This is a genomic window from Treponema bryantii, from assembly GCF_900111035.1.
Classification (GTDB): domain Bacteria; phylum Spirochaetota; class Spirochaetia; order Treponematales; family Treponemataceae; genus Treponema_D; species Treponema_D bryantii_C.
On sequence record NZ_FOFU01000001.1, the window covers coordinates 402518 to 425342 of the forward strand.

A 22825-nucleotide genomic window follows, 5' to 3' on the forward strand; every position below is an offset into this window, starting at 1 on the left:
TTCTTATACTTGCGTAATAAACTTAAAATTGCTATATTACTCTCGACGTTAGTCCGTGCAGTTTATGATTCCTCATAACACTCCTGCGCGATATAAATTAAAATTCTTATCGAGGTTAACATGAATAAAATCTCTTCCTGGTTCAAGACTGAACTGGATGACACTAAACTTCTTCTTAGAAGTATTCCTTCCCTTACAGTTTGTTTTTTCGTACTTTCTGTTGTTTGCGCAAATCTGATGGCAAATAAAGAGCTTATTAGTTATAAGTTTATTGTTTTTGATTGTGGATTTGTTTTCAGTTGGGTTATGTTTCTTTGTATGGATATAATCTGCAAACGCTGGGGTGCGAAAGCTTCTATTAAGGTATCACTGATTGCATTACTTATAAACCTTGCTGTCTGCGGAGTTTTTGCATTGCTGGCACTCGCTCCTGGAAAGTGGGGTGAGTTCTATTCTTCAGAAGTGAATGAAATAAGTATAGCTGTAAACTCTGCTTTGAATAATACTTTTGGCGGTGCCTGGTATGTTGTTCTTGGGTCAGCACTTGCATTTACAGTTTCTTCAATAGTTAATGCATTATTGAATTCTTTGATAGGAAAACATGTATCAGAAAAAGGATTTGGTGCTTTTGCATTGCGTTCATACATTTCTACAATGCTTGCTCAGTTTGTTGATAATTTCCTTTTTGCAACAGTAGTTTCTAAATTCTTCTTTGGCTGGACCTGGATACAGGTAGTTATCTGTTCGATAATTGGTGCAGTCGGTGAACTTTTGTGTGAAATTTTCTTCTCAGGGATCGGCTATCGCGTTGTATGTAAATGGGAACGTGAAAATGTTGGTTCTGATTATTTAAATAAACAAACTGCATAACGGAGTTAGTGATGAAAGTTGTAATTACCGGTACAAGCAGAGGAATTGGAAAAGCAGCGGCTCTGTTATTTTTACAGAATGGTCATGATGTTTTTGGAATTGATGTTGGGGAATCTACAATTCAAAAAATTGATGATGGCTTTGAACGATACACTCATTATGTTGCCGATATTACAAACAAAGCATCTCTCCCCGAAATATCTGATGTTGAAATCTTAATAAATAACGCAGGAATCCAAACTCCAGTAATTGATGTGGAGAAAGCTTCCTGCGATATTACAACAAATCTAATTGGAACAATGTATGTAACTGAACAATATGCATTCCAGTCTAAAATAAAATCTGTTCTTTTTAATGCATCTGTATCAGCCTTACACGGAAACGAATTCCCTGCTTATGCAGCTTCTAAAGCCGGTGTAGTAGGGTATATGAAAAATACAGCAATCCGTCTTGCCAATGAATATAAAGCTACATGTAATGCACTTTGCTTTGGTGGAGTAAAAACCGAGTTAAATGAAACTGTAATGAATAACCAGGAATTGTGGCAGAAAATAATGGATGTAACTCCATTAAAAAAGTGGCTCTCTGTTGAAGAAGCAGCTCAGTGGATGTATTTTATGACTGTTACAAATACCTTCTGTACCGGCCAGACTATCGACATTTCTGGTGGCGAAAGAAACTGTGCTGATTTATTTGTCTGGTAAAATATTTTAAATCAATTAAATTATTTATTTTTTTATTTTAAATAATTGAACATAAAAAAAAGGCTTCTAACAAGAGTTAGAAGCCTTTGCCACAGGTTGGAATCGAACCAACGACATACGGATTTTCAGTCCGGCGCTCTACCAACTGAGCTACTGCGGCGTTCAGTTGATGTATCTTAATATATAGAAAATGCTCATTTGTGTCAATAGCTGATAAGGCAAATTTTAAAAAAAATTATTAAATGAATTTCAAATTACAGACTTTAAAAAATGCAAATACTGTGTTAAAATGACACACTATGAAATTAAATAAAAATCTTGTTTTTTTTACTGGCGGTGGTACAGGAGGTCATATTTATCCTGGACTTGCTGTTGCAGATGAATTAAAAGCTATTTCGAAATCAAATAATCACAATATATCAATTAACTGGATTGGCTGTTCAAAAGGAATGGATAAAAACATTGTTGATAAAGCAACTGGTCCTGATGGTAATAAAACTGTTGATAAGTTTTATGGCATTCCTTCTGGAAAACTCAGAAGATATTTTTCTTTAAAGAACTTTTCTGATTTATTCAGAATTGCAGGTGGATTTTTTGCAGCTTATCATATACTTAGAAAAAACAAACCAGCTGTGCTTTTTTCTAAAGGTGGTTTTGTAAGTGTTCCACCATGTCTTGCTGCAAGATTGCTTCATATCCCTGTTTATACTCATGAATGCGATTTTACTTTAGGACTTGCAAACAGACTCAATTTTAAGTCTGCTGACTGTATGTTCGTTTCCTATGATGAAACAAAAGCAAGACTGTCTGTAGCTGAGCAGAAAAGAGTTGTTGTTACTGGTAATCCAATTCGTCCTGTTTTTTACAATACCAATCCCCAAAAAGGTCTCGAATTCCTGGGAATAAAAGAAACATCAAAGCCTGTTCTTCTTGTGCTTGGAGGCAGTTCAGGAGCACGTCAAATAAATGAACTGGTATACGATAATATTGATTTTCTAACTGAAAACTTTGTTGTAGTTCATCAGACTGGATTATTAAATTCAGATGACAATCGTTCTGCAGTTCTTTCTGAAAAATATGGCGATTCATATAAACCATATAATTTTATTTATAAGGAAATGCCGGATGTTGTTTCCTGTGCAGATGTTATTTTAAGCAGGGCAGGGGCAAACTCAATATGGGAAGCTGCTGTATTACATAAACCGATGGTTCTCGTTCCTCTTTGTGGTAATGGTACAAGAGGTGACCAGGTTGATAATGCAGAATTCTTTAAATCTCATGGAGCAGCAGAAGTGCTTCTGGGGCAGCAGGCTGATTCTGAACATCTAAAAGAATCTCTTTCAAAAATGATTGAAAAAGAAAACAGAATTGTATATTCAGAAGCCTTAAAAAAGCTGACAGAAGGAGAAATCCCTGCAAATAAAATTGCAAAGATTCTTTTTGATAAAATAGGAGAGGAAAAATGAGCTTTACTGTTATTGACTGGATTTTCAGTATAATAATTCTTATATTTGCGATTTCTGGAGTTATTAAAGGTTTTATTGATAATGTCTTTGGAAAAATTGCTTTTATAGCAGGAATCATATTAGGCTATATATTTTATAAAGATATAGCAACAGGTTTACTTAAGGATATCAAAGTTCAGTTTGCAGCAAATATAATCGCATTCCTTTTAGTTTTTGTTGTTACTTTCTTAGTAATTAAGCTTATACAGATGATTATATCTAAGGTATTTCAGTGGAGTATATTAAAAAGCCTCGATCGTACTCTGGGATTTATTTTTGGAATGGTTGAAGGGGTTGCAGTTGTTGGACTTATTATATTTTTGTTTAATGCGCAGCCTTTTTTTGATGCAGATAAGATTTTTGATGGAAGCTTTTATTTTAATATCGTGTCCAGCCTGTTTATGTCTTCTAAAGAGGAGATAGGAACTCATGTTTGAAAATCTAGTTAATCAGGAAGCGGGAAAACTTCTTGCAGCTGATATAAAATATAACAGACTCCCTGGTGCAATTTTATTTGCAGGTCCGGAAGCCAGCGGAAAACTCACTGCTGCACTTGAGACAGCGCGTATTCTTTCCTGTCATGAGGCTCCTCAGGGAAAATGGATGTGTACCTGTCCATCCTGCTTGCAGCATAAGGCTCTTGTATGCTCAAATCTTATGGTTATGGGACCTAGAGACTGTTCTCTGGAGATTTCAGCAGCTGCTAAAACTTTTACGGAAGCTCATTTTATAAATGCAAAATATATTGATGCTGCCAGATATCTGTTTTTAAGAAGTGTAAGAAAACTGACGCTCCGTTTTAATGGTATTCTTTGGGAAGGGGATACAAATCTTAATAAAATCGGAAGCCTTATAGAAGAAATTAACGAAAGCCTTGAACAGCTTGATTTTCCTCGTGAACTACCGGACGTTAGTAATGTTAAAAAGTTATGCGAAGAAATTACAAAGCAGTGTATGAAGCTCGAAGATGAATATCTGTATGATTCGATTCCAATAAATCAGGTTCGAAATATGGAAGGCTGGGCTCATATAAAATCTGAAGAAGGCCGTAAAACTGTTATTATTGAAAATGCAGATAGAATGCAGACCAGTGTACGAAATGCTCTGCTCAAAATCCTTGAAGAACCACCTGAGGATGTTGTTTTCATTCTTCTTACTTCAAAAAGAAATGCTATTATGCAGACAATTCTTTCGCGTGTAAGAACCTATAATTTCCTGGAACGTACAGAAGATCAGCAGCTGGAAGTTATAGAGAGGGTTTTCCATAATGATGATTTTAAGGGAAATCTTCATGATTATCTTCTTACATATCTTCCAGTTACTCCATCTGAAATAAAAGCACAGGCAAGAATATTTTATAATTCGGTTTCAAGCCGCCAGATCTGCAACATAGAAGAAATTGTAAAAAAGTGTGAAAAGTTCTATCCAAGAATTGAACTCAGACTATTCCTTCTCAATATTGCAAATTTTATGCGTCCTATGTTGAAAACTCAGGCTGGTAGTGAAGCAGCTGCAAAAGCAATGGAATTACTGCGAAACTGCAGCGATAATATTACTTTGTATAATCAGTCACCTGCCTCAGCATTGGAAATACTTTTAAGAGATATGTTTGCGTTGAATAATCAGTTTGGAGGTATATTTTGCGCAGCTATGTAAAACGAGTTAAGCAGAAAGCCGAAAAACTTTCGAAAGAACAAGTGCTTTCTCTTCTTGAAGATGTAGTTGATGAGAATGAAAACCTTTTCTCTGTTCTGGAATCCCTATCAACAGGTCTTTTAATTATTGATGATGATTACAGACTGCTTCGATATAACACAATTGCAGAAAGCTGGCTTCCTTTTTCTGAAAGACTTGAAGATATTCTTGGAACGGAAAATGCAATCTGGGAATATGTTGAAGATGAAGATGTCTCTAATTTCCTTCGCAATTGTATGGAAAAAAATACTACCAACTGTTCAGAAGATTTTTCAACCGTAACTTCTGGAGGTTCTGTACGATTTCTTACAGTTACAATTTCACCGCTTATAACTGAAGGAGAATTAAACGGAAAGGTTATTCTTGTCCGCGATATAACTGAAAAGAAAAATCAGGATATCCTTCTTCACCGAATGGAAAATCTTGCAAATCTTACTAATCTTGCAGCAGGTATGGCTCATGAAATAAAAAATCCTCTTGGTGCAATAAGTATTCATATACAGTTGATTCAAAAGGCTCTTGCTAAGGCCCGTGAAAATGATGATAAACTTCCGGCTCCAAAATTTGTTGAAGATCATATTGATATAGTAAATGAAGAAATTGAACATTTGAACAAACTGGTTATGGATTTTCTTCTGGCTGTACGTCCTGTTAAGGCACAGCTGCAGCTTAAGGAACCTGATAAATTAGTAGAAAATCTTGTTTCTTTCTTTAAGCCAGAATTTAACAGAGAAGGAATTGAAGTAATTTTCAAATCATCTGAAAGCGGAAAACGAATCCTTCTTGATGAAAAACTTTTCCGTGATGTAATAATGAACATTTCGCAGAATTCTCTGGCTGCAATAAAATCAAAATATATCGGTGACAGAATTGGTGCAAAATTCTGTATTTCCAATTCTGTTCGGGAAAATAAATTCATCATCACAATTGCTGATAACGGTTGTGGAATGTCTGAAGAAACTCTTGCAAAAATCTTTGAGCCTTATTATACAACAAAGGCAAACGGGACGGGTCTTGGAATGACAATGGTGTATAAAATTATTAAAGAATTTTCTGGTGAAATAATTGTTGATTCAAAAGAAGGCGAGGGAACTGCCTTTACAATTACCTTCCCAATTCCGCAGAAAGATACAAAACTATTAACTTCTGAAAGCCGCTAGGAGGAAATCACTTTGACTATTTTAACTATCGATGATGAAGAAAATATTCGTAATGGACTTGCTGACAATTTTGAACTGGAAGGTTATGAGGTAAAGCAGGCTGCCAATGGTGCTGAAGGTCTTGAGCTAATTGCACAGGGCGGAATTGATCTTGTGATTACAGATCTTCGAATGGATGGAATCAGCGGCAGTGAAGTAGTGCAGAAGGTGACTACTGACTACCCGGGAATACCGATTATTGTTCTGACCGGTCATGGTAGTATTGATGATGCAACCGCAGCTTTGAAGGCTGGTGCATTTGATTTTTTGACTAAGCCACTTGACCTGGACCACTTAAATAAAATTGTAAAAAATGCACTTCAGGGAAAAATTCTTGCAGAGCAGAATCGTGAACTTAAAGAAAAACTTTTAAAATCTGAAAGTCCAGATGAGATGATCGGAAAGAGCGACTCTTTAAACAGAGTCCGCCAGATGATTTCAAAAGCAGCTCCGGCTAGAGCGAGTGTACTGATTACAGGAGAGAGTGGTGTCGGTAAAGAGCTCGTTGCAAAAGCTGTTCATGAACAGTCGGACAGAGCAGACAAGCCTTTTATTGTTGTTCATTGTGCAGCACTTTCTGAGACTTTAATTGAGAGTGAACTTTTTGGATATGAAAAAGGAGCCTTTACTGGAGCAGAGTCAATTCACAAAGGTCGTTTTGAACTTGCCGATGGAGGCACTCTTTTTCTTGATGAAATTGGTGAAGTCAATCTTGCAACTCAGGTTAAACTTTTACGTGTACTTCAGGAACATAAGTTTGAAAGAGTTGGCGGTGAAAAATCTATTGAAGTTGATGTTCGTGTTGTTGCAGCAACAAACAGAAATCTTGAAGATGAAGTTAAGGCCGGCCGCTTCAGAGAGGATTTGTTTTATCGTTTGAATGTAATACGAATTGAGATGCCAAGTCTGCGTGAGCGCATGGATGACATACCTCTTTTGATGCATGCTTTCTTGCGCGAGTTCAATATTGAAAATAAGAAAAATATAAAAGGCTTCGATAAGACTTCAAAATCTGCAATGATAAAATACAGCTGGCCTGGAAATATCCGTGAACTTAAGAATGCTGTTGAGAGTGCAGTTGTAATGTGCACAGGTGATGAAATTAAAATGGAAGATTTACCAAGAGCTCTCAGAGCTCAAGGAGAAGAAAAGGTAATTTCAATTCCTATTGGCATAACAATGGACGAAGCAGAGAAGATCATCATCCAGGAAAACCTTGCAGCTAACAAAGGAAACAAATCTAAAACAGCCGACATTCTCGGAATTGGCCGTAAGACTTTACATAGAAAATTGGAAGAGTTAAATATTGAATAAGCCTATAATCGAAGAACCGTTAAAAAGCAAGCCGATAGGGTTGCTTTAGGTTCATCGAAAAAATGGCTCAGAGGCAAGCTGTGCTTGCCGATTGTATAAATATGTATACAGAAATTATATGTATAATATTTCATACAATAAGTAATGTCTAAAATATTTTACTATACATTCTACTTTATACCAAAGAAATCACATAAAATTTTATACGAATTCAATATATCATCAATACTTATCTGTCTAATATTTTGCACATCATGAGAATATTGTATAGTGTTTTGTGTATCAGGATGCACTTCTTTAAGCTTTTTATGATATGCAGTTGTAATATCTTTTTGTGTAAATGGATACGCTATATCTAGTGTGGTTAGTATGTTTTGAATTTGTGGTGGAAATTGCATATTATATGTATATTTATACAATTTTATTACTTCGCCGGTATGAATCTGCTTCTTTTTCTTAAAAATACGGGGATTGAGCTTGTCAAAACTGCTTTTAAAAGAATCAGGCCCCGAATCTGAGGCGTTTTCTGTATGCTCTCTTTGCGAGCACTTAACCTCCGGTTCAGGGTCTGTTTTTATTGTTTCTTGAGGAATTTCGCCTGATTCAAGTGCTTCGTTGAGCATTTCGCCCAGCTTGTCGTACATATCAGGCATAATTCCGCGCGCGCCTTGCAGCTGTTTTAGATTTCTGTTCCAGAAGAAATAACTGCACCCTTACGGATAACAATAATGCCGTCTGCACTGTAGAAGCTGCCGTGATCGCCGTCTTCGTACTTCTTTCCGCTTACGCCGATTTTACAGTTATCACCGATTCTTGCGTTCTTATCGATGATTGCGTTGGCAATTTTACAGTTTTTACCGATTCCAGTACTTGGTTTACCGGCTTTTTCGTTTTCAGCCTTTTCTTCTTCTGTGTCGTAATAATCGGCACCCATCATGATTACGCCGTTAAATTCAGTTCCTTCATTGATGATTGAGCGTACACCGACAACAGATTTATTGAATTTTGCATCTGTAATGATACATCCTTCAGAAATAAGGGAAGCATTGATGTCTGCCTTGTTGATTTTTGAAGGTGGAAGGTTGCGCATGTGTGTATAAATTGGCTGTGTCTGTCCAAAGAAGTCGAATGTTGGATTTGGTTCGCACAAAGCAATATTTGCATCATAGAAGCTGCGGATGGTTCCGATGTCTTCCCAGTAGCCGTCGAATACATAAGAACTGATTTTCTTCTTACCGATGGCGAGAGGGAGGATTTCTTTACCAAAGTCTGTGTATTTTTCGTTTTCACCGCCAAGCATTTCTTCCATTGTGTCAGCATTGAAGATGTAAATACCCATTGATGCAAGGTATTCCTTCTCTGGAGGAAGGTTTCCGCGTGCTTCTGCAGGAATCTTCCAGTCGTCAATGTTCAGATCTGGCTTTGGCTTTTCCATAAAAGCTTTTACATGATTCTGGTCATCAATCTGCATGATACCAAAACCTGAAGCGTCGTGGCGGTTTACGGCTGTAGTTGCGATTGTGATTTCAGCACCAGATTTGATGTGGGCATCCATAAATGCACGGAGGTCCATCTTATAAAGCTGGTCACCAGAAAGAATTATGTAATGAGTTGGTTTCTGAGTCTTAAAGTGAATAAAGTTCTTACGAACGGCATCGGCAGTACCTTCATACCAGCCTGAATGTTCAAGAGTCTGTTCTGCAGCAAGAATTTCAACAAATCCGCCAGAGAAACGGTCAAAATTATAAGAATTTGAGATGTGAAGATGAAGTGAAGCCGAGTTGAACTGAGTAAGAAGGTAAATCTTCTTGTATCCCGAGTTAATACAGTTAGAAATAGGGATATCTACAATTCTGTATTTTCCGCCGAATGAAACGGCTGGTTTTGAACGCTCTTTTGTAAGCGGGTAAAGACGTGTTCCTTTTCCACCACCAAGAATGATGGACAGTACGCGTGGTTCTGTGTTTGCCATAGAAACTCCTTTTGATGATGCATTTTGCAAATAATATTTATGCTATGAAAATTATTATAAGACTGAAAATACGTATTTGCAAATTATTTCTATTAAAATTCCGGCTGCTTGCATTTGCCTATGATTCAGTTATATGCTATATTAGTGATAGTAATACTATCAAAAATAATGCACTGCTATCAATAACATAATTCAGAGGTTTTTATGAAATCAAAATTCTCAAAAATCAGATGTATTGCAGCTGCCTTTACTTTCGTTTTTATTTCAGCTGTATTTTTAACATCCTGTAAAGCTAAAAAAGAAGATGTAAAAATTGACCTGACACAAGGATGGACTTATTCTCTTGTTGAAAATGCGGGTTCAGAAGATTTTACTGCTTTTGATAATGCAAAACTCGGTAATCTCGAAACTCTTGTCCCTAAACAGTATGGTTTTATCTGGCTTAAAAAGACTTTTACAGTGCCGGAAGAGCTTAAAAATCAGAATCTTGGTGTTTATCTTGGCCGTATTTCAATTGCAGATGAAACTTTTGTAAACGGCTCTTATATAGGCGGTGAGGGAAAATGCCCTCCAGATGAATTCAGTGCCTGGAATACAGCCCGCTTTTATACAATTTCCCAGGCTATTTTGAACAGTGGAGAAAACGAAATCCTCATAAAAATCTGGGTAGATGCGGAAGGTTCCGTGGTTTCAAATCCTTTTATCAGTACAGTTGATACAGCACGCAAAGCTGCTTCCCGCGAAGCTTTCTGGAACAGCAAAATCAACCTGTTTTTTGCGTTTCTGATGCTGGTTATTGCCGCTTATCACCTTATGCTGTTCTTCAAAAACAAGAATGAAAAGGAAAACAGAATGTTTGCCTTTATAAATATTCTGTCAGCACTTTATCTTTCTGTATTTTTCTATGGAGAACTTCCGTTTGCCTTTGATTCAAAGGTTTCATTTTTGTTCTTCCAGAAGGTTTTCTCTAATTCTCTGCCTTTCTTTATCTGCTATATGGTTATTTCGTTTATCATAACCTTTGTACATTCTACAGAAAAAAAGGCTGTAACTTATATAAGACTGGCATTCCTGATTTTGCCTGTAGCAATCATTCTTTTTGCTCCTGATTACAGAATCCTGCGTTCTATGCGCTGGACTTTTATGATGCTCATTCCTCCAATGCTTTACCTGTTCTTTGTGATTATCAGAGCACTGGTAAAAAAAGAAAAGGATGCTGTTACTCTGCTTTTCGGTTTTTCTCCGCTGCTAGTAATCTTCCTCATTGATATCATAGTTCATAATATTCTTAAGATTTACAGTTTTCCGTATATTACATCGATTGGCTGGCAGCTGGTAATTGTAAGTCTGCTTTTTATTCTTGCAAACAGATTTGTAAATTCAAGAAGACAGGTAGAAGAATTAAATAGAACTCTTGAAAACAAGGTTGAAGAACGAACAAAAGAGCTTTCGGAGTCTAATTCAAAACTTTCTGAAGCTAATAACCAGCTGGAACTTACAAATAATCAGCTGATTGATGCAAAGAAAAAGGCAGACCGCGATCTGAAGCTTGCGGCAAATGTTCAGAACAGCTTTTATAATCCGTCACTCCCGCATTTTAAAAACTGGGATGTAGTCTATCAGTTTAAACCTGCAGCAGGTGTTTCTGGTGATTTGTATGATTTTTTCCATGACGGAAAGGAACTTCAGGGAGTTGGCCTTTTTGATGTTTCAGGCCATGGTATTGCTTCGGGTCTTGTAACAATGCTTGCCAAAAACGTTATCGACAGAAAATTCCGTGAATGTGCAAATCTTCCGTTCTCAAGAGTTGTTTCAGAAATAGACAGACAGATTACTGAAGATAAGGGCGATATCGAAAATTACCTTACGGGTGTTCTTTTACGCATTCAGGGAAATCAGGTTGAACTGATAAATGCCGGACATCCAAAGGTATTTATCCGCACTGCAAAAAATGGACGATGTTACCCGGTTGAACCAAAAGAACCTGTTGAAAAAAATGGAATTATAGGTTTTGGCGGTCTAAAACAGGAATTCAAAGCTCTAAAATTCAAAATGCAGAAGGGTGACAGTATTATCCTGTACACAGACTGTCTCAACGAATCTGAAAATAAGGAAGGTGAACAGTTTACAGAAGCACGTATTGCAGCAGCTTTTGAAGATGCTGGCATCGGAAGTGCGAAGAGTAAGCTTGATTACGTGCTTAACCGCTTTTACAAGTTCACTGAAGGCACAATAGTCAAGGACGACCTTACTGTGATTGTTCTGCAGTATAATCCTTAATTGATATAAGAAGAAAGTTGATGTAAATCAAATTTCCCCCTAAACAAATTTTTTCAAATACCGAAATTATAGGTAGATGTAAATAAATTCTAAAAGGGGGAATTAAATAATGATTCGAGGCTGGTATACCGGAGCTTCCGGTATGAATGCACAGCAGAACAGGCTTGATGCAATTGCCAACAATCTTGCGAATGTAGATACAACAGGCTACAAACGTGACGTTGTTGCAAGCAAGAGTTTTCCTGAACTGCTGATCCGCCGTACAAATCTTGACGGTGTTTATCACACAACCGAAGGTTCTGCAGATGCAGCGCCTGTAATCGGTAAGCTTGGTCTTGGTGTAGAAACAAATGAGAACTACATTGATTTCGCACAGGGCTCTTTCAAAATCACAAATACAAAGACAGATACAGCTCTCAGTGGAGAAGGTTTTTATGTAATCGATACTCCGCTTGGAGAGCGCTATACACGCAACGGAAACTTCTTCATTGGTAAAGAAGGTATTCTTGAGACTAAGGACGGATATCCAGTTCTTGGTGAAAAAGGATATATCTACGTTGAAGATGATAAGTTCAATGTAAATGAAGATGGAATTATCGCTCACGAAGAAAACGGTGAAGAAATTGACCGTTTTAAGGTTGTTCGTTTTGATAACGAGCGCTACCTCAAAAAGATGGGCGAAAGTTTTTATGCTACAAACGACATTGCTGGCCCAGCTCACATTGCAGAAGGTAATGAGCGTCCACGCTTCCTTCAGGGCTATACAGAAACAAGCAATGTAAATGTTGTAAATGAAATGGTTCAGATGATTGAAGTAAACCGTGCTTACGAAGCTAATCAGAAAACAATTCAGTCTGAAGATTCTATGATGAGCACACTCTGGCAGAAAGTTGCCGTTCTGCAGTAGGGGGTAAGTAAATGGTAAGATCACTTTGGACAGCAGCTACCGGAATGAACGGTCAGCAGTCAAATATTGATGCAATTTCGAACAATCTTTCAAATGTAAATACTACAGGTTACAAGCAGCAGCGCGTTGAGTTTGAAGACCTGGTTTATCAGAATCTTAAGCTCGCAGGAACTCCTGCAACTGAAGATACTGTTACTCCGGTTGGAATTCAGCAGGGGACTGGTGTTAAGGTTGGAGCTACTCAGAGAATTATGAATCAGGGCTCTCTCCAGAACACTGGTGTTGATACTGATGTGGCTATCGTTGGTGAAGGTTTCTTCCGCGTTCAGAAATATGACGGAAGCTATGCTTATACCCGCGACGGTTCTTTCAAGGTAGATTCAGCTGGTCAGCTTGTAACAAACAACGGTCTTAGAGTAATCCCGGAAATCATTCTTCCTGAAGGATACGACGTTTCAACTTTGAACGTAACTCAGACAGGTCTTGTTTCTGTAAAAATCAACGGAGAAAATGATCCTGTAGAAGTTGGACAGCTTGAACTTTACAGATTCCCTAACGCTGTAGGTCTTCAGGCAGAAGGTGACAACCTTTTCAAAGTAACAGCAGCAAGTGGTGAGGCAATTGCCGGCCGCCCTGGTTACGATGGTTTTGGTGATGTTCGTCACAAGTTTCTTGAAATGTCGAACGTTTCGGTTGTAAACGAAATGGTTCAGATGATTGTTGCACAGCGTGCGTACGAGTTTAACAGTAAGGCTATCCAGACTTCGGATACAATGCTGAGTACTGCTGTAAACTTGAAGAGGTAGTAAAAAATGAACGTGGGATTAGTTTCTAATACATATAGCGGAATTACAGGTGGACAGGGCGCACTTCAGAGTGCCCGCTCTTCTGCTGAAACTTCTAAATTTGCAGAACTCGTAGAACGCTTCAAAAATCAGAATGAAGGCCGTGGAACTGTTTCTTCAAGCCAGATTGCTGATAATGGCCGTCTTAATGGTGAGTATACAACAGGTTTTGCAGGTACTTATACTTCGGAAGCAGACAAGAATTCTCGTCCCACTGGTGCCGCTGCTAATCAGGCAAATATCCACGTTCAGCAAAAGAATATTGATAGAACTTCCGAATTGTATGAAAAATCAATGCAGCTTGAAAGTTATTTTGTAAAACAGATGCTTTCTGAAATGAGAAAGACTGTACATAAGAGCGGTGAGTCTGACTTTGCCCGCCAGACTTACGAAGACATGCTCTATGATGAGTATGCAGATTCAATGACTAAAAATGCGGGCTTTGGTCTGGCTGATCAGATTTATCTTTCACTGGTCGGCTGATTTACTAAACATAGCTTAGCTTTCAGAGACCCTCTCTGATTATTTGTTTACATCTACCCCCTGACGTCGTTGGCGTTCAGGGGATTTTTATTTGTATGGAATTGTAAATTTATCTTGCTAAATCAGGATGCTGTTTGTAGTAGTTTCTTTTATCTTCATACATTGCTTCATCTGCAATATGCATACAGCTTCTGAGGTTTTTGCCATCAGTTGTCCAGTCGTAGCCAATTGCAAGACAGACTTCTGACCCATAACCGCTTTCTGCACGTAAGGCTACAATCTTCTTTTCGAATTCTTCTTTATGACATTCCTGAACAATTACAACAAATTCATCTCCACCAGAACGGTAGATTTCATAATTACCAAAATGCTTTGTAAGAAGTTTGGCTGCATTGCGTAAGAGCTGATCTCCAGCTTCATGACCGCCTGTATCATTGCATTGCTTTAGTCCATTTAAATCTGCAAAAATAATACCAAACGGAGTTTTTACTGAATAACTGTTATTTACGTGCCAGTCTACGCGGGCATTCATTGAGTTACGGTTTTTAACGCCCGTCAGAGTATCTATATTACTCATGTATTCAAGACGTTCCATAAGATTATTATTGTTAATCTCAGAAGAAAGGAAAAAGGCTGTGAGTTCTATAAAATCTTTAAGCTGGACAATCTGTTTTACATTAAAGTTAGTGATAAACAGAACTCCCGTCATTTTATTTCCCTGCATGAGAGGGGCTAGAATAAGGGTATGTACTCCAGCAGCACGAAGACTTTTAACCCAGACAGGATTTAATTTTGCAAGATTATTCATATCAAAATCATCTTTTACAATGACACAATCTGTAGATTGCAAAGTTTTTTCCCAGGAGAATACAACTTCGGGTGTAAGATAAGGATCGAAATCTGACATTTTAATATTCGGATCGCTGAAGGAAGAACAAAGCGTAGCATATTTCTGGCGTTCTTTATCTATCATAATTATGCAGCTGCTGAAAGATTCAGTCTTCTCTTGAATATCAGCTATTACTGTATTCATCGCTTCATAAAAGTTTGTTGCACCACGAAGTTTAAGGCAGGTTTGAATGACAAAAGGAGCTGTTTCCAGGGAAATATTTGAAAGTTTTTCTGCATCAGGAGTTTTAGTAAACTCAAAATAGAACATGAAATAACTTAATTTTTCGGTATCGTATTCTTTTGAAAGCGGGATATAGGTTGCATCTGTCCATATTCCCATGGATTTTGTATCAACATAGGAATGAAGATGCTGCTTATTTACTGCACAGCGGAAACAGAAATCTTCAAAATTATGTTCTTTAGGAATCAATTCAGAATAGAGCATATCATCATGATAGTTAGGGCCCATAATCTGCTTGTATTGTGAATTTGCACGGACAATTCTGATTTCACCCCAATGTCCATCAGCTGTTTTTTCAACAGAAAGAACTGCGGCCGCCATAGAATAAATATCAACTAATTCCTGAAAATCCATACGGATATATATTTTAATCGATAAGTTAGGAAATAACAAATAATTTATGAATATTATTTACTCAAGAAAAAAATACTTATATTATAATATCATAAGAAAAATTAAAAAAAGGTAAGGTTATATGAAAAGAAAAAGTTTGATAATTTTGTTCTTAGATTGTATTCTTTGTTCCTGTAAAGGTATTACAGGTCGTACAGAAAGACTCAGTTACAATCCTGTAAAAATGACTAAGCAGTTGACTCAACGAAGTTTTGATTCATCAAAAGCTATTGAAGAAATGTCTCGTGAAAGAACCGAAAAACGCATTCCTTTTACTATGAATTACCAGTGGTGTTTTGGAAAGCCTGTAATTGATTTTGATCCAGAACATCATATTTATATGCAGGTAGATACTGGTTTTACAAGAAACTGGTATCACACATCCTTATTGCGAAAAATGAATCTTTCAGATGAAGATTTTATGAAAGAAGTAATTGCCAATATCAGAAAAAATCATTCAGATGTTTCAAATGCGCATCCGGATGATGAGGAACTCAGTAACTATCTAAAAAAAGAATGGAAAAATTATAATGAGAACTGGCTTGCAGAAGCCTGGATTGGGGACACCGTTTTAAGATATGATCCTGCAAGTGATCCTTCATTTGATGGCGTTCTTGGTGAAGATTTTTTAATGCAATATAAACGGGTTACCTTTGACTTTGTAAATAATTATTTGATTTTGGATGATGAAAAACTTGATGGAACTGAAATTCCTTTTGTCCAGACTTCAGCTAAGGAAGTTTTGATCAATTTTACTTATAAAGGACAGCAGGAACTTGCAATGATTGATACTGGAAATTACTGTTTTACTCCAAGACATAATCTTGGAGATGGTAAACAGGATTATGATATCAATGATAATTCAAAATATGGTCTTGCTTATAATGGAAAAGTTCCTGTAACTCCACGTGTAATGCAGACTTATGATGATATAAAAATCGGCCAGGTAACATATAACAATATGAAAGGTGCTTATTCTACAATCCGTGGTTCAGGTTTTGTGAAAGGCTCTCAACTTCATTTGATGAAATTAAATAATTTAGGAAATGTTTTCTTTTATGATCATGTAATTCAAATTGATTATGCTGATAAGGTGTTCATTATAAAGTAAATGTGATAAAATAGATTTCATGCAAAATAATGAATCTGTTTCTTTGCCGGAAGATTTTCACGGCGTTCACATACATTTTGTTGGTATTAAGGGAACTGGAATGGCGGCTCTTGTTGAGATCTTGTTTCATAAGGGTGCTGTTATTACCGGTTCTGATGTTTCAGAGCGTTTTTATACGGATGAAGTTCTGGAAAAACTTGGCTTACATGCAGTAGAGTTTGGTGCTCAAAATATTACAGATGATGTTCAGTATGTAATTTATTCTTCGGCTTATAAACTTGATAAAAATCCAGATTTGATTGAAGCGGTTCGCCGTGGTGTGCCTTGTCTTTTGTACACACAGGCTCTTGGTTCTTACAGCAGCCGTGCTTATTCATGTGGTGTAAGCGGTGTCCATGGAAAAACTTCTACAACTGGTCTTGCAGGTACAATTCTTAAAGAGATTGATTTACCGAGTCAGGTTCTTGCGGGCAGTGTAATTAACTCGTTTGGCGGAACCTGTACTTATACGGCGCCTTCTGTAGCTTCTGAAAACACCGCAGATGCCGGACGTTCTGTGTTTGTTGCTGAAACCTGTGAGTACCAGCGTCATTTTATGAGCTTCTGTCCTCAGAAGATAATTCTGACTTCTGTTGAAAGTGACCACGAAGATTATTATCCGACCTACGAAGATATCCGTAATGCCTTCGTTGATTTTGTGTGCAAATTGCCACAGGGCGGCGAGGTAATTTACTGTGCAGATGATAAAGGTGCGTGTGAGTCTGTAAAGCTTACACTTGAAAAGAGAGCAGATATAGTTGCGATTCCGTATGGGGAAAAGGCAGTTGCTATGGGCGGTGGTGATTTTACCGTGAAGTTCGGTAAGGTTGAAAACGAACGTAATTGTTTTACTCTCGGTTTATTTGCTGAAAAAGGCGAGTTTGCTTTGAGTATGCCGGGCCGCCACGAGGTGCTGGATGCGGCTGCGGCGGTTGCTTTAGTGTGCCGCCTGCTTGTTGCTTACGGAAAGAATCCGCTTGATTACTATGAAAATATTAAAGCCGGGCTGTTGAAATTCAGCGGTGGAAAACGCCGCAGCGAAATAGTAGGGCGCTTTACAAATAAAAACGGAGCTGACGTAATTGTACTTGATGATTACGGTCACCATCCAACTGCCGTAAAGACAACTCTTGAAGGTTACCGCGAGTTCTATAAAGGCCGCAAAATCATTATTGATTTTATGAGCCACACTTATTCGAGAACTCAGGCTTTACTGAATGAGTTTGCACGCTGTTTTACAGCAGCCGACGAAGTGATTCTGCATAAGATTTACAGTTCTGCACGTGAAAATCCTGCAGATTTTGATATTACAGGTCGTACTTTGTACGAAGCAGTTCTTGCAACCGGTCAGAAGAACGTTCATTATTATGAAGAGATTCTTGATGCAGCTGATTTTGCAAAGGCAGAACTCGAGAAACCGCTAGGCACTGAATATCCGGACGGATACCTCTTTGTAACAATGGGTGCCGGCGATAACTGGAAACTTGGAAAAGCAATTTTGGAGTGTAAATAATATGACATCAATGACAGGCTATGCCTATGAGGAAAAATCAACAGAGGAAGCAACAGTTTCTGTTGAAATAAAATCTGTAAACTCACGCTTTCTGGATCTTGCAATAAATCTTCCGCCATATCTGAATCCGCTGGAAAGCTATTTCAGAGCTAAGATTACAGAAAAGGTTCTTCGCGGAAAGGTAGATGTTTATATCAGAGTACGTGAAAACGAAAGCGATTCAGAAGTAATACCTGATACAAACGCTGCTGTTGCATATATGAACGCAATTAAAAAGATTGCTGAGGCTACAGGTTTTGCAGATGATGTTTCTCTCGGACTGATTATAAGTCAGCCGGGCGTTTTGAATGTAAACCGCAAATATGATGTAGAAAAATATAAGGCAATGATTGAGCCTGTTTTTGAGGCAGCCCTTACACGTTTTATGGATGACCGTAAGCGTGAAGGCGAAAATATGAAGGCTGATCTGCAGAAAAAGTTAGAAAAACTCTCAGAGTGTGCAAAATTCTTTACAGAATGGCAGCCTAAAATGGAGCTATACTTCAAGGAACAGATTACAACCAAGTTCCGCGAGCTTCTCGAAGACAAGGCTGACGAAAACCGCATTATGACAGAAACTGCGGCAATGCTTGTAAAATATACAATCAATGAAGAAATCGTTCGGTTGAACAGCCATATAGCTGCAATGCGCGATGAATTAGCAAAAAATCCGGCACCTGGAAAGAGACTGGACTTTATCTGCCAGGAAATGAACAGAGAAATCAATACTATTGGAAGCAAGAACCAGTTTGCCGAAGTTGGCGCAATGGTTATTACGGCTAAAGACAGCCTGGAAAATATAAGAGAACAGTCAAAGAATGTAGAATAAGCCTATAACCGAAGAACCGTTAAAAAATGAGCTGCGACAGCGGGTCATTTTAGGTTCATCGAAAGAACGGCTCAGAGGCAAGCTGTGCTTGCCGACTCAGAAAGGAGGATTATAATTGAAACTGAACAAAGAAATCCGTATCGCAATCAGCGGAAAATCTGGCTGCGGAAATACTACTGTGAGCGGTCTGCTCTCAAAAACTCTTGGAGTTACACTTATCAACTATACTTTCCGTCAGCTGGCAGCAGAAAAAGGTATGACTTTACCGGAAGTTATTGAAGCTGCAAAAAACGATGATTCTTACGACAAATACGTAGATAAACATCAGGTAGAACTCGCACTTGCAGAGCCTTGTGTATTGGGAAGCCGTCTTGCTGTATGGATGCTCAAGGAAGCAGATCTTAAGGTTTATCTTTATGCAAGTGATGAAACCCGTGCCAACCGTGTATTTAATCGCGAAGGCGGCGACCTCCAGCAGATAAAAGATTTTACTGCCATGCGCGACCGCGAAGACACCCGCCGCTACAAAGAGTTCTACGGCATCGACAACAACGATTATGCTTTCTGCGACTTAATTATTGATGTGAATGAAAAAACACCGGAAGAAATCGTAGAAATCATAATCAATGAACTGAAAAATCGGAAATATATTGAAGAAAAATAAAAAAAATTAAATATTTTATCCTTTAAAAAAAATTTTGAATTTAATGCTATAGTATTAAATTCGTTGACAAAATAAATTTAATCGAAAACTCACTTCGTTCGCTTTCGATTAAATAAAATTGTCAAAAATATAAAAAATAAGGATAAAAAAATGGCTTTCTGTAGTAATTGTGGGAATGAAATCTCCGATGCAACAAATTTTTGTCCAAAATGTGGACATGAAATTGGTTCTGTTATTCGTGCTGATGCACAAAACACAGGCGTTAGTTCAAAAGTATCATCAAAAGATGAAATTACAAAAATCTTAGATTATTTTAGTCAACATCAAGAACCTTATCAAAAATATGATTCTTTATGTCAAAAAATCAATGGCTATCCTAGAAAAACAAAACAGATATTTACAATAGTTACTGTTTGTGCTTTTATAATATATTTCATCATTGGATCTTTATTAAATACAGAAAAATCTGAAAAAATTGTTAATGTTATTTGTTCAGGAGTGTATATAGCTTTTATTATTTATAGTGTTTATTTTAGAATTTTTAAAATGAGAAAAATTATTTTAAAATTATCTGAAGAACGTGATAAAGCATATTCTGAAATTGTAGAGTATTATAATGCATATGGAGAGTGTGCTGTTGGAATTGAATATACTCGTGCAAATGATTTACAGAGAATTGCAGATGTGATTTATAGTGGTAGAGCAAAAGAGATTTCTGATGCAATTAATATAATTATTGATGATGAGCATAAAGCTAGAATTGAAAGAAATACTTTTGCTGCTGCTCAGAATGCTGCGGAAGCGGCAAAAGCTGCTAAATCAGCGGCTAGAGCTTCTTGGACAAACTTCTTTACAAAATAATAACTTTATTTAAGATAAAAAAAGGAGCTGTTTAACAGCTCCTTTTTCTTTTTACAGATTAGCAATTAACCAGTCTTTGAACTGATTATAATCATTTTCCATTGGAATAGCGTTGTCAGGAAGTCTCATAACAGCTTCGAGACGGTCCGGCATAGGAGGTTCCTTTCCGATTGCATCAGTTACGATTGAACCGAACTTAGCAGGACTTGCAGTTTCAAGAATTACGCCGACAGCGTTCTTTTTAACAACTTCGTTGCCCCATGAAGGAACATTTGGTGTAAGACCTGGTTTATTCCAGTCGTTCTTTTCACCTGCAATGAGTTTTTCCATAGCACCGCTGCGGATATCATCCCAAGCCTGCCAGCCGATTGCTCCGTGAGGATCAATAATGTAGCCGGTTTTGTCATTACAGCTCTTGATTGCGTCTTTAATTCCGTCATTATCAAGCCAGTAAGAAGCAAAGAGTTCACGAACCTGATCGAGAGTATACATAGCCTTAATGCGTTCGTAATTACTTGGAGCACCAACGTCCATAGCATTTGCATATGTTTCAACTGAAGGGCGGGCATTGTAATCGCCTGTAGCAATCCAGTCTGGAATAGTCTTATTTGTATTAGTTGCGGCAACAAAACCAGCAATTGGAGCACCCATTTCGCGGGCAATCAGACCAGAAGTAAGGTTACCGAAGTTTCCACTTGGTACAACCATAATGATTGCTGGATCCTGAATCTTGTTGTCCATTGCGCTTCTATTGCGAACTGTAAGAGCAGAGTACATATAGTAGAAGCTCTGTGGCAAAAGACGTGCAATATTGATTGAGTTTGCAGAAGAAAGGCGGAGTTTTCCGCGAAGTTCGTTATCTGTAAATGCTGTTTTTACAAGTTTCTGACAGTCATCAAAAGTACCTTTTACTTTCAACGCACGAACGTTTCCTGTAAATGTAGAAAGCTGTTTTTCCTGAAGAGGAGAGATTTTTCCATCCGGATAAAGGATTGTAACATCAAGACCAGGAACATTGTGGAAAGCACTTCCTACAGCAGAACCTGTATCACCAGAAGTTGCAACTAAAATGTGGAGTGGAGTGTCTTCATTTCTGTTGAAGTAAGACATTGTGCGGGCCATAAAACGTGCACCAAAGTCTTTGAAAGCACAGGTTGGACCGTGGAAAAGTTCCATGATATAAGAGATTGCATCAGCAGGAACAACCTTTGGCTGGAATGGATATGCATCAGCAATGATTGCTGCAAGGTCGTTATCCGGAATTTCGCCTTCAACATAAGGCTTTGCCATATTAAAGGCAACGTCGCGGAAAGATGGGGCAGGATCTTTATTCAAAAGAGCCTTATCAAGCTTAGGAAACTCTACAGGAATGTAAAGTCCACCTGTTGCCTGATTCATTCCTCCCATAACGGCAGTTCTAAAATCAGCTTTAACGCTGCTGTCTCTTGTATCTGTATAAATCATTTGTCCATCCTTTACCTGTTACAGACCATAAATAATGTCATCTACAACAAGCTGTGAAAGTTTATCTTTTCCTTTTGAAACGCATTCGTTCCAGTTTTTACCTTTTGATTCATATGAAATAACAGAAGAATAAATCTTATTTCCGTTTTTCATGTTTACAGCTTCGATTTCTGCCTTAAGAATGCAGTAATATCCAGAGCCGTCTTCAAGGGCTGTAACAGGCTGTTCAAATTTGATTGTTCCATAAATTAAATAGCCGTAAGCGTTACCGCCGATAATATCATAAGTATCTTTATAAAGAGTTTTTGGCTTTCCGATGTATGAAGTTTCGTTTACAGGACCGTTTCCTACCATTGTGATGCCACGACCACGGAATTCTGCCTGAATATTATATGAGTTATTTACAGGACGATCTTTTTCATTGAAATCCCATACAAAAAGAACAGCTCCCTTAGATGCAATATCAGATTTAACTTTCCAGTCTGCTGTTGCTGTATAGGCTTCAAGACTTTTTGCAAGTTCTGCATCTTCACTTACTGGAGTTGGATAAGCCTTTACTTTTACATTTGCTGTGAAGGCAGGTTTTTCTGCAACTGAAATGGAAACCAATCCTTCTGCATCTGTAATATATTCCGATTTTTCAAAAGCTATAGTTCCTTCTGTTTTTGTTGTAGGAAGTTCAACTGTAAGCTTAAAGTTTTCTGCAGGAGTTCCATCTGCATTAGATACAGAGAAAACAAATGGGGCTGCAAAAGCTCTTCCTAAAGTGATTTCTTTTGGAGAAGAAACCTTTTTAACAGTTATTCCTTCAATTGATTCCAGAAATAATTCTTCTGGTGATTTTTGAACTGATATAATTGCTTTTGGAGCTGATTTTTCGTGGTTAGAGTGTTTTTCACCGCCAGTTGTTTCTGGGGTGGAAGCACAGGCTGATAAAAGTAAGGTTACTAAAGCGCTTGTAAAAATTAAATTAGATTTTTTCATATATTTTATTCACTCTCATTTA

General features: G+C 37.6%; 21 protein-coding genes and 1 tRNA gene. 16 read left to right on the forward strand and 6 right to left on the reverse strand.

Annotation, left to right across the window (positions count from 1 at the left end; all coding sequences use genetic code 11):
• Positions 1 to 120 precede the first annotated feature (120 nt).
• Positions 121 to 870, forward strand: a complete 750-nt coding sequence (locus BMY21_RS01785) for a VUT family protein (RefSeq protein ID WP_074640323.1) — start codon at positions 121 to 123, stop codon at positions 868 to 870.
• A gap of 11 nt (positions 871 to 881) precedes the next feature.
• Positions 882 to 1574, forward strand: a complete 693-nt coding sequence (locus tag BMY21_RS01790; RefSeq protein ID WP_074640325.1) for an SDR family NAD(P)-dependent oxidoreductase — start codon at positions 882 to 884, stop codon at positions 1572 to 1574.
• 87 nt (positions 1575 to 1661) lie between these two features.
• Here the strand turns inward: BMY21_RS01790 and BMY21_RS01795 are convergent.
• A tRNA-Phe gene (locus tag BMY21_RS01795) sits at positions 1662 to 1734 on the reverse strand.
• A gap of 139 nt (positions 1735 to 1873) precedes the next feature.
• On the opposite strand from BMY21_RS01795, the gene BMY21_RS01800 reads away from it, so the two are divergent.
• Genes BMY21_RS01800 through BMY21_RS01820 form a run of 5 tightly spaced genes read left to right on the forward strand, consistent with a single transcriptional unit; the run spans position 1874 to position 7287 of the window.
• Positions 1874 to 3040 (forward strand): UDP-N-acetylglucosamine--N-acetylmuramyl-(pentapeptide) pyrophosphoryl-undecaprenol N-acetylglucosamine transferase, encoded by a 1167-nt coding sequence (locus BMY21_RS01800; RefSeq protein ID WP_074640327.1) that lies wholly within the window; start codon positions 1874 to 1876, stop codon positions 3038 to 3040.
• Positions 3037 to 3516, forward strand: a complete 480-nt coding sequence (locus BMY21_RS01805; protein ID WP_074640329.1) for a CvpA family protein — start codon at positions 3037 to 3039, stop codon at positions 3514 to 3516. Before BMY21_RS01800 ends, BMY21_RS01805 begins: the two co-directional genes overlap by 4 nt.
• Complete coding sequence (locus BMY21_RS01810) at positions 3509 to 4735, forward strand: DNA polymerase III delta subunit-related protein (RefSeq protein WP_074640330.1); 1227 nt, start codon at positions 3509 to 3511, stop codon at positions 4733 to 4735. The genes BMY21_RS01805 and BMY21_RS01810 overlap by 8 nt, the downstream gene beginning before the upstream one ends.
• A complete protein-coding gene (locus BMY21_RS01815) occupies positions 4720 to 5934 on the forward strand; it encodes a two-component system sensor histidine kinase NtrB (protein WP_074640332.1) in 1215 nt (404 codons plus the stop codon). Before BMY21_RS01810 ends, BMY21_RS01815 begins: the two co-directional genes overlap by 16 nt.
• A gap of 6 nt (positions 5935 to 5940) precedes the next feature.
• Entirely contained in the window at positions 5941 to 7287 is a 1347-nt protein-coding gene (locus BMY21_RS01820) for a sigma-54-dependent transcriptional regulator (RefSeq protein WP_074640334.1), read from the forward strand.
• 170 nt (positions 7288 to 7457) lie between these two features.
• Here the strand turns inward: BMY21_RS01820 and BMY21_RS01825 are convergent, their stop codons facing one another.
• Both BMY21_RS01825 and BMY21_RS01830 read right to left on the reverse strand, forming a co-directional pair.
• On the reverse strand, positions 7458 to 7931 hold the full coding sequence (locus BMY21_RS01825) for a hypothetical protein (protein ID WP_143064142.1): 474 nt from the start codon (positions 7929 to 7931) through the stop codon (positions 7458 to 7460).
• 35 nt (positions 7932 to 7966) lie between these two features.
• Positions 7967 to 9259, reverse strand: coding sequence for a glucose-1-phosphate adenylyltransferase (locus BMY21_RS01830; protein ID WP_074640338.1), 1293 nt, complete (start codon positions 9257 to 9259; stop codon positions 7967 to 7969).
• 204 nt (positions 9260 to 9463) lie between these two features.
• On the opposite strand from BMY21_RS01830, the gene BMY21_RS01835 reads away from it, so the two are divergent.
• From BMY21_RS01835 to BMY21_RS01850, 4 genes are all read left to right on the forward strand, one after another.
• Complete coding sequence (locus tag BMY21_RS01835; RefSeq protein ID WP_074640340.1) at positions 9464 to 11539, forward strand: SpoIIE family protein phosphatase; 2076 nt, start codon at positions 9464 to 9466, stop codon at positions 11537 to 11539.
• Between the two features lie 109 nt (positions 11540 to 11648).
• Positions 11649 to 12446 carry a flagellar basal-body rod protein FlgF gene (gene flgF, locus BMY21_RS01840; RefSeq protein WP_074640341.1) on the forward strand — a complete coding sequence of 266 codons (798 nt, stop codon included), beginning with the start codon at positions 11649 to 11651 and terminating at the stop codon, positions 12444 to 12446.
• Positions 12447 to 12457: 11 nt separating this feature from the next.
• On the forward strand, positions 12458 to 13252 hold the full coding sequence (gene flgG, locus BMY21_RS01845; protein WP_074640343.1) for a flagellar basal-body rod protein FlgG: 795 nt from the start codon (positions 12458 to 12460) through the stop codon (positions 13250 to 13252).
• Between the two features lie 6 nt (positions 13253 to 13258).
• Positions 13259 to 13774, forward strand: coding sequence for a rod-binding protein (locus tag BMY21_RS01850; RefSeq protein ID WP_074640345.1), 516 nt, complete (start codon positions 13259 to 13261; stop codon positions 13772 to 13774).
• A 109-nt stretch (positions 13775 to 13883) separates the two neighbouring features.
• Here BMY21_RS01850 and BMY21_RS01855 read toward each other — a convergent pair whose 3' ends face one another.
• Positions 13884 to 15260 (reverse strand): GGDEF domain-containing protein, encoded by a 1377-nt coding sequence (locus tag BMY21_RS01855; RefSeq protein ID WP_074640347.1) that lies wholly within the window; start codon positions 15258 to 15260, stop codon positions 13884 to 13886.
• A 121-nt stretch (positions 15261 to 15381) separates the two neighbouring features.
• Here BMY21_RS01855 and BMY21_RS01860 point away from each other — a divergent pair, with 121 nt between their 5' ends.
• The 5 genes from BMY21_RS01860 (at position 15382) to BMY21_RS01880 (ending at position 20355) form a co-directional block, all read left to right on the forward strand.
• On the forward strand, positions 15382 to 16410 hold the full coding sequence (locus BMY21_RS01860) for a hypothetical protein (protein WP_074640348.1): 1029 nt from the start codon (positions 15382 to 15384) through the stop codon (positions 16408 to 16410).
• A 19-nt stretch (positions 16411 to 16429) separates the two neighbouring features.
• The gene (gene murC / locus BMY21_RS01865) at positions 16430 to 17962 is read left to right on the forward strand and encodes a UDP-N-acetylmuramate--L-alanine ligase (RefSeq protein ID WP_074640350.1); all 1533 of its coding nucleotides are present in this window, start codon (positions 16430 to 16432) and stop codon (positions 17960 to 17962) included.
• A gap of 1 nt (position 17963) precedes the next feature.
• Positions 17964 to 18830: a YicC/YloC family endoribonuclease gene (locus BMY21_RS01870; protein WP_074640351.1), complete on the forward strand. Its 867-nt coding sequence runs from the start codon at positions 17964 to 17966 to the stop codon at positions 18828 to 18830.
• A 115-nt stretch (positions 18831 to 18945) separates the two neighbouring features.
• Positions 18946 to 19494, forward strand: a complete 549-nt coding sequence (gene cmk, locus BMY21_RS01875; RefSeq protein WP_074640353.1) for a (d)CMP kinase — start codon at positions 18946 to 18948, stop codon at positions 19492 to 19494.
• 150 nt (positions 19495 to 19644) lie between these two features.
• Positions 19645 to 20355, forward strand: a complete 711-nt coding sequence (locus BMY21_RS01880) for a zinc ribbon domain-containing protein (RefSeq protein WP_074640355.1) — start codon at positions 19645 to 19647, stop codon at positions 20353 to 20355.
• Between the two features lie 51 nt (positions 20356 to 20406).
• Here the strand turns inward: BMY21_RS01880 and thrC are convergent, their stop codons facing one another.
• Together thrC and BMY21_RS01890 are read right to left on the reverse strand one after the other, a co-directional pair.
• Entirely contained in the window at positions 20407 to 21819 is a 1413-nt protein-coding gene (gene thrC, locus BMY21_RS01885; RefSeq protein WP_074640356.1) for a threonine synthase, read from the reverse strand.
• Positions 21820 to 21837: 18 nt separating this feature from the next.
• Positions 21838 to 22803: a hypothetical protein gene (locus BMY21_RS01890; RefSeq protein ID WP_074640358.1), complete on the reverse strand. Its 966-nt coding sequence runs from the start codon at positions 22801 to 22803 to the stop codon at positions 21838 to 21840.
• Between the last annotated feature and the right edge of the window lie 22 nt (positions 22804 to 22825).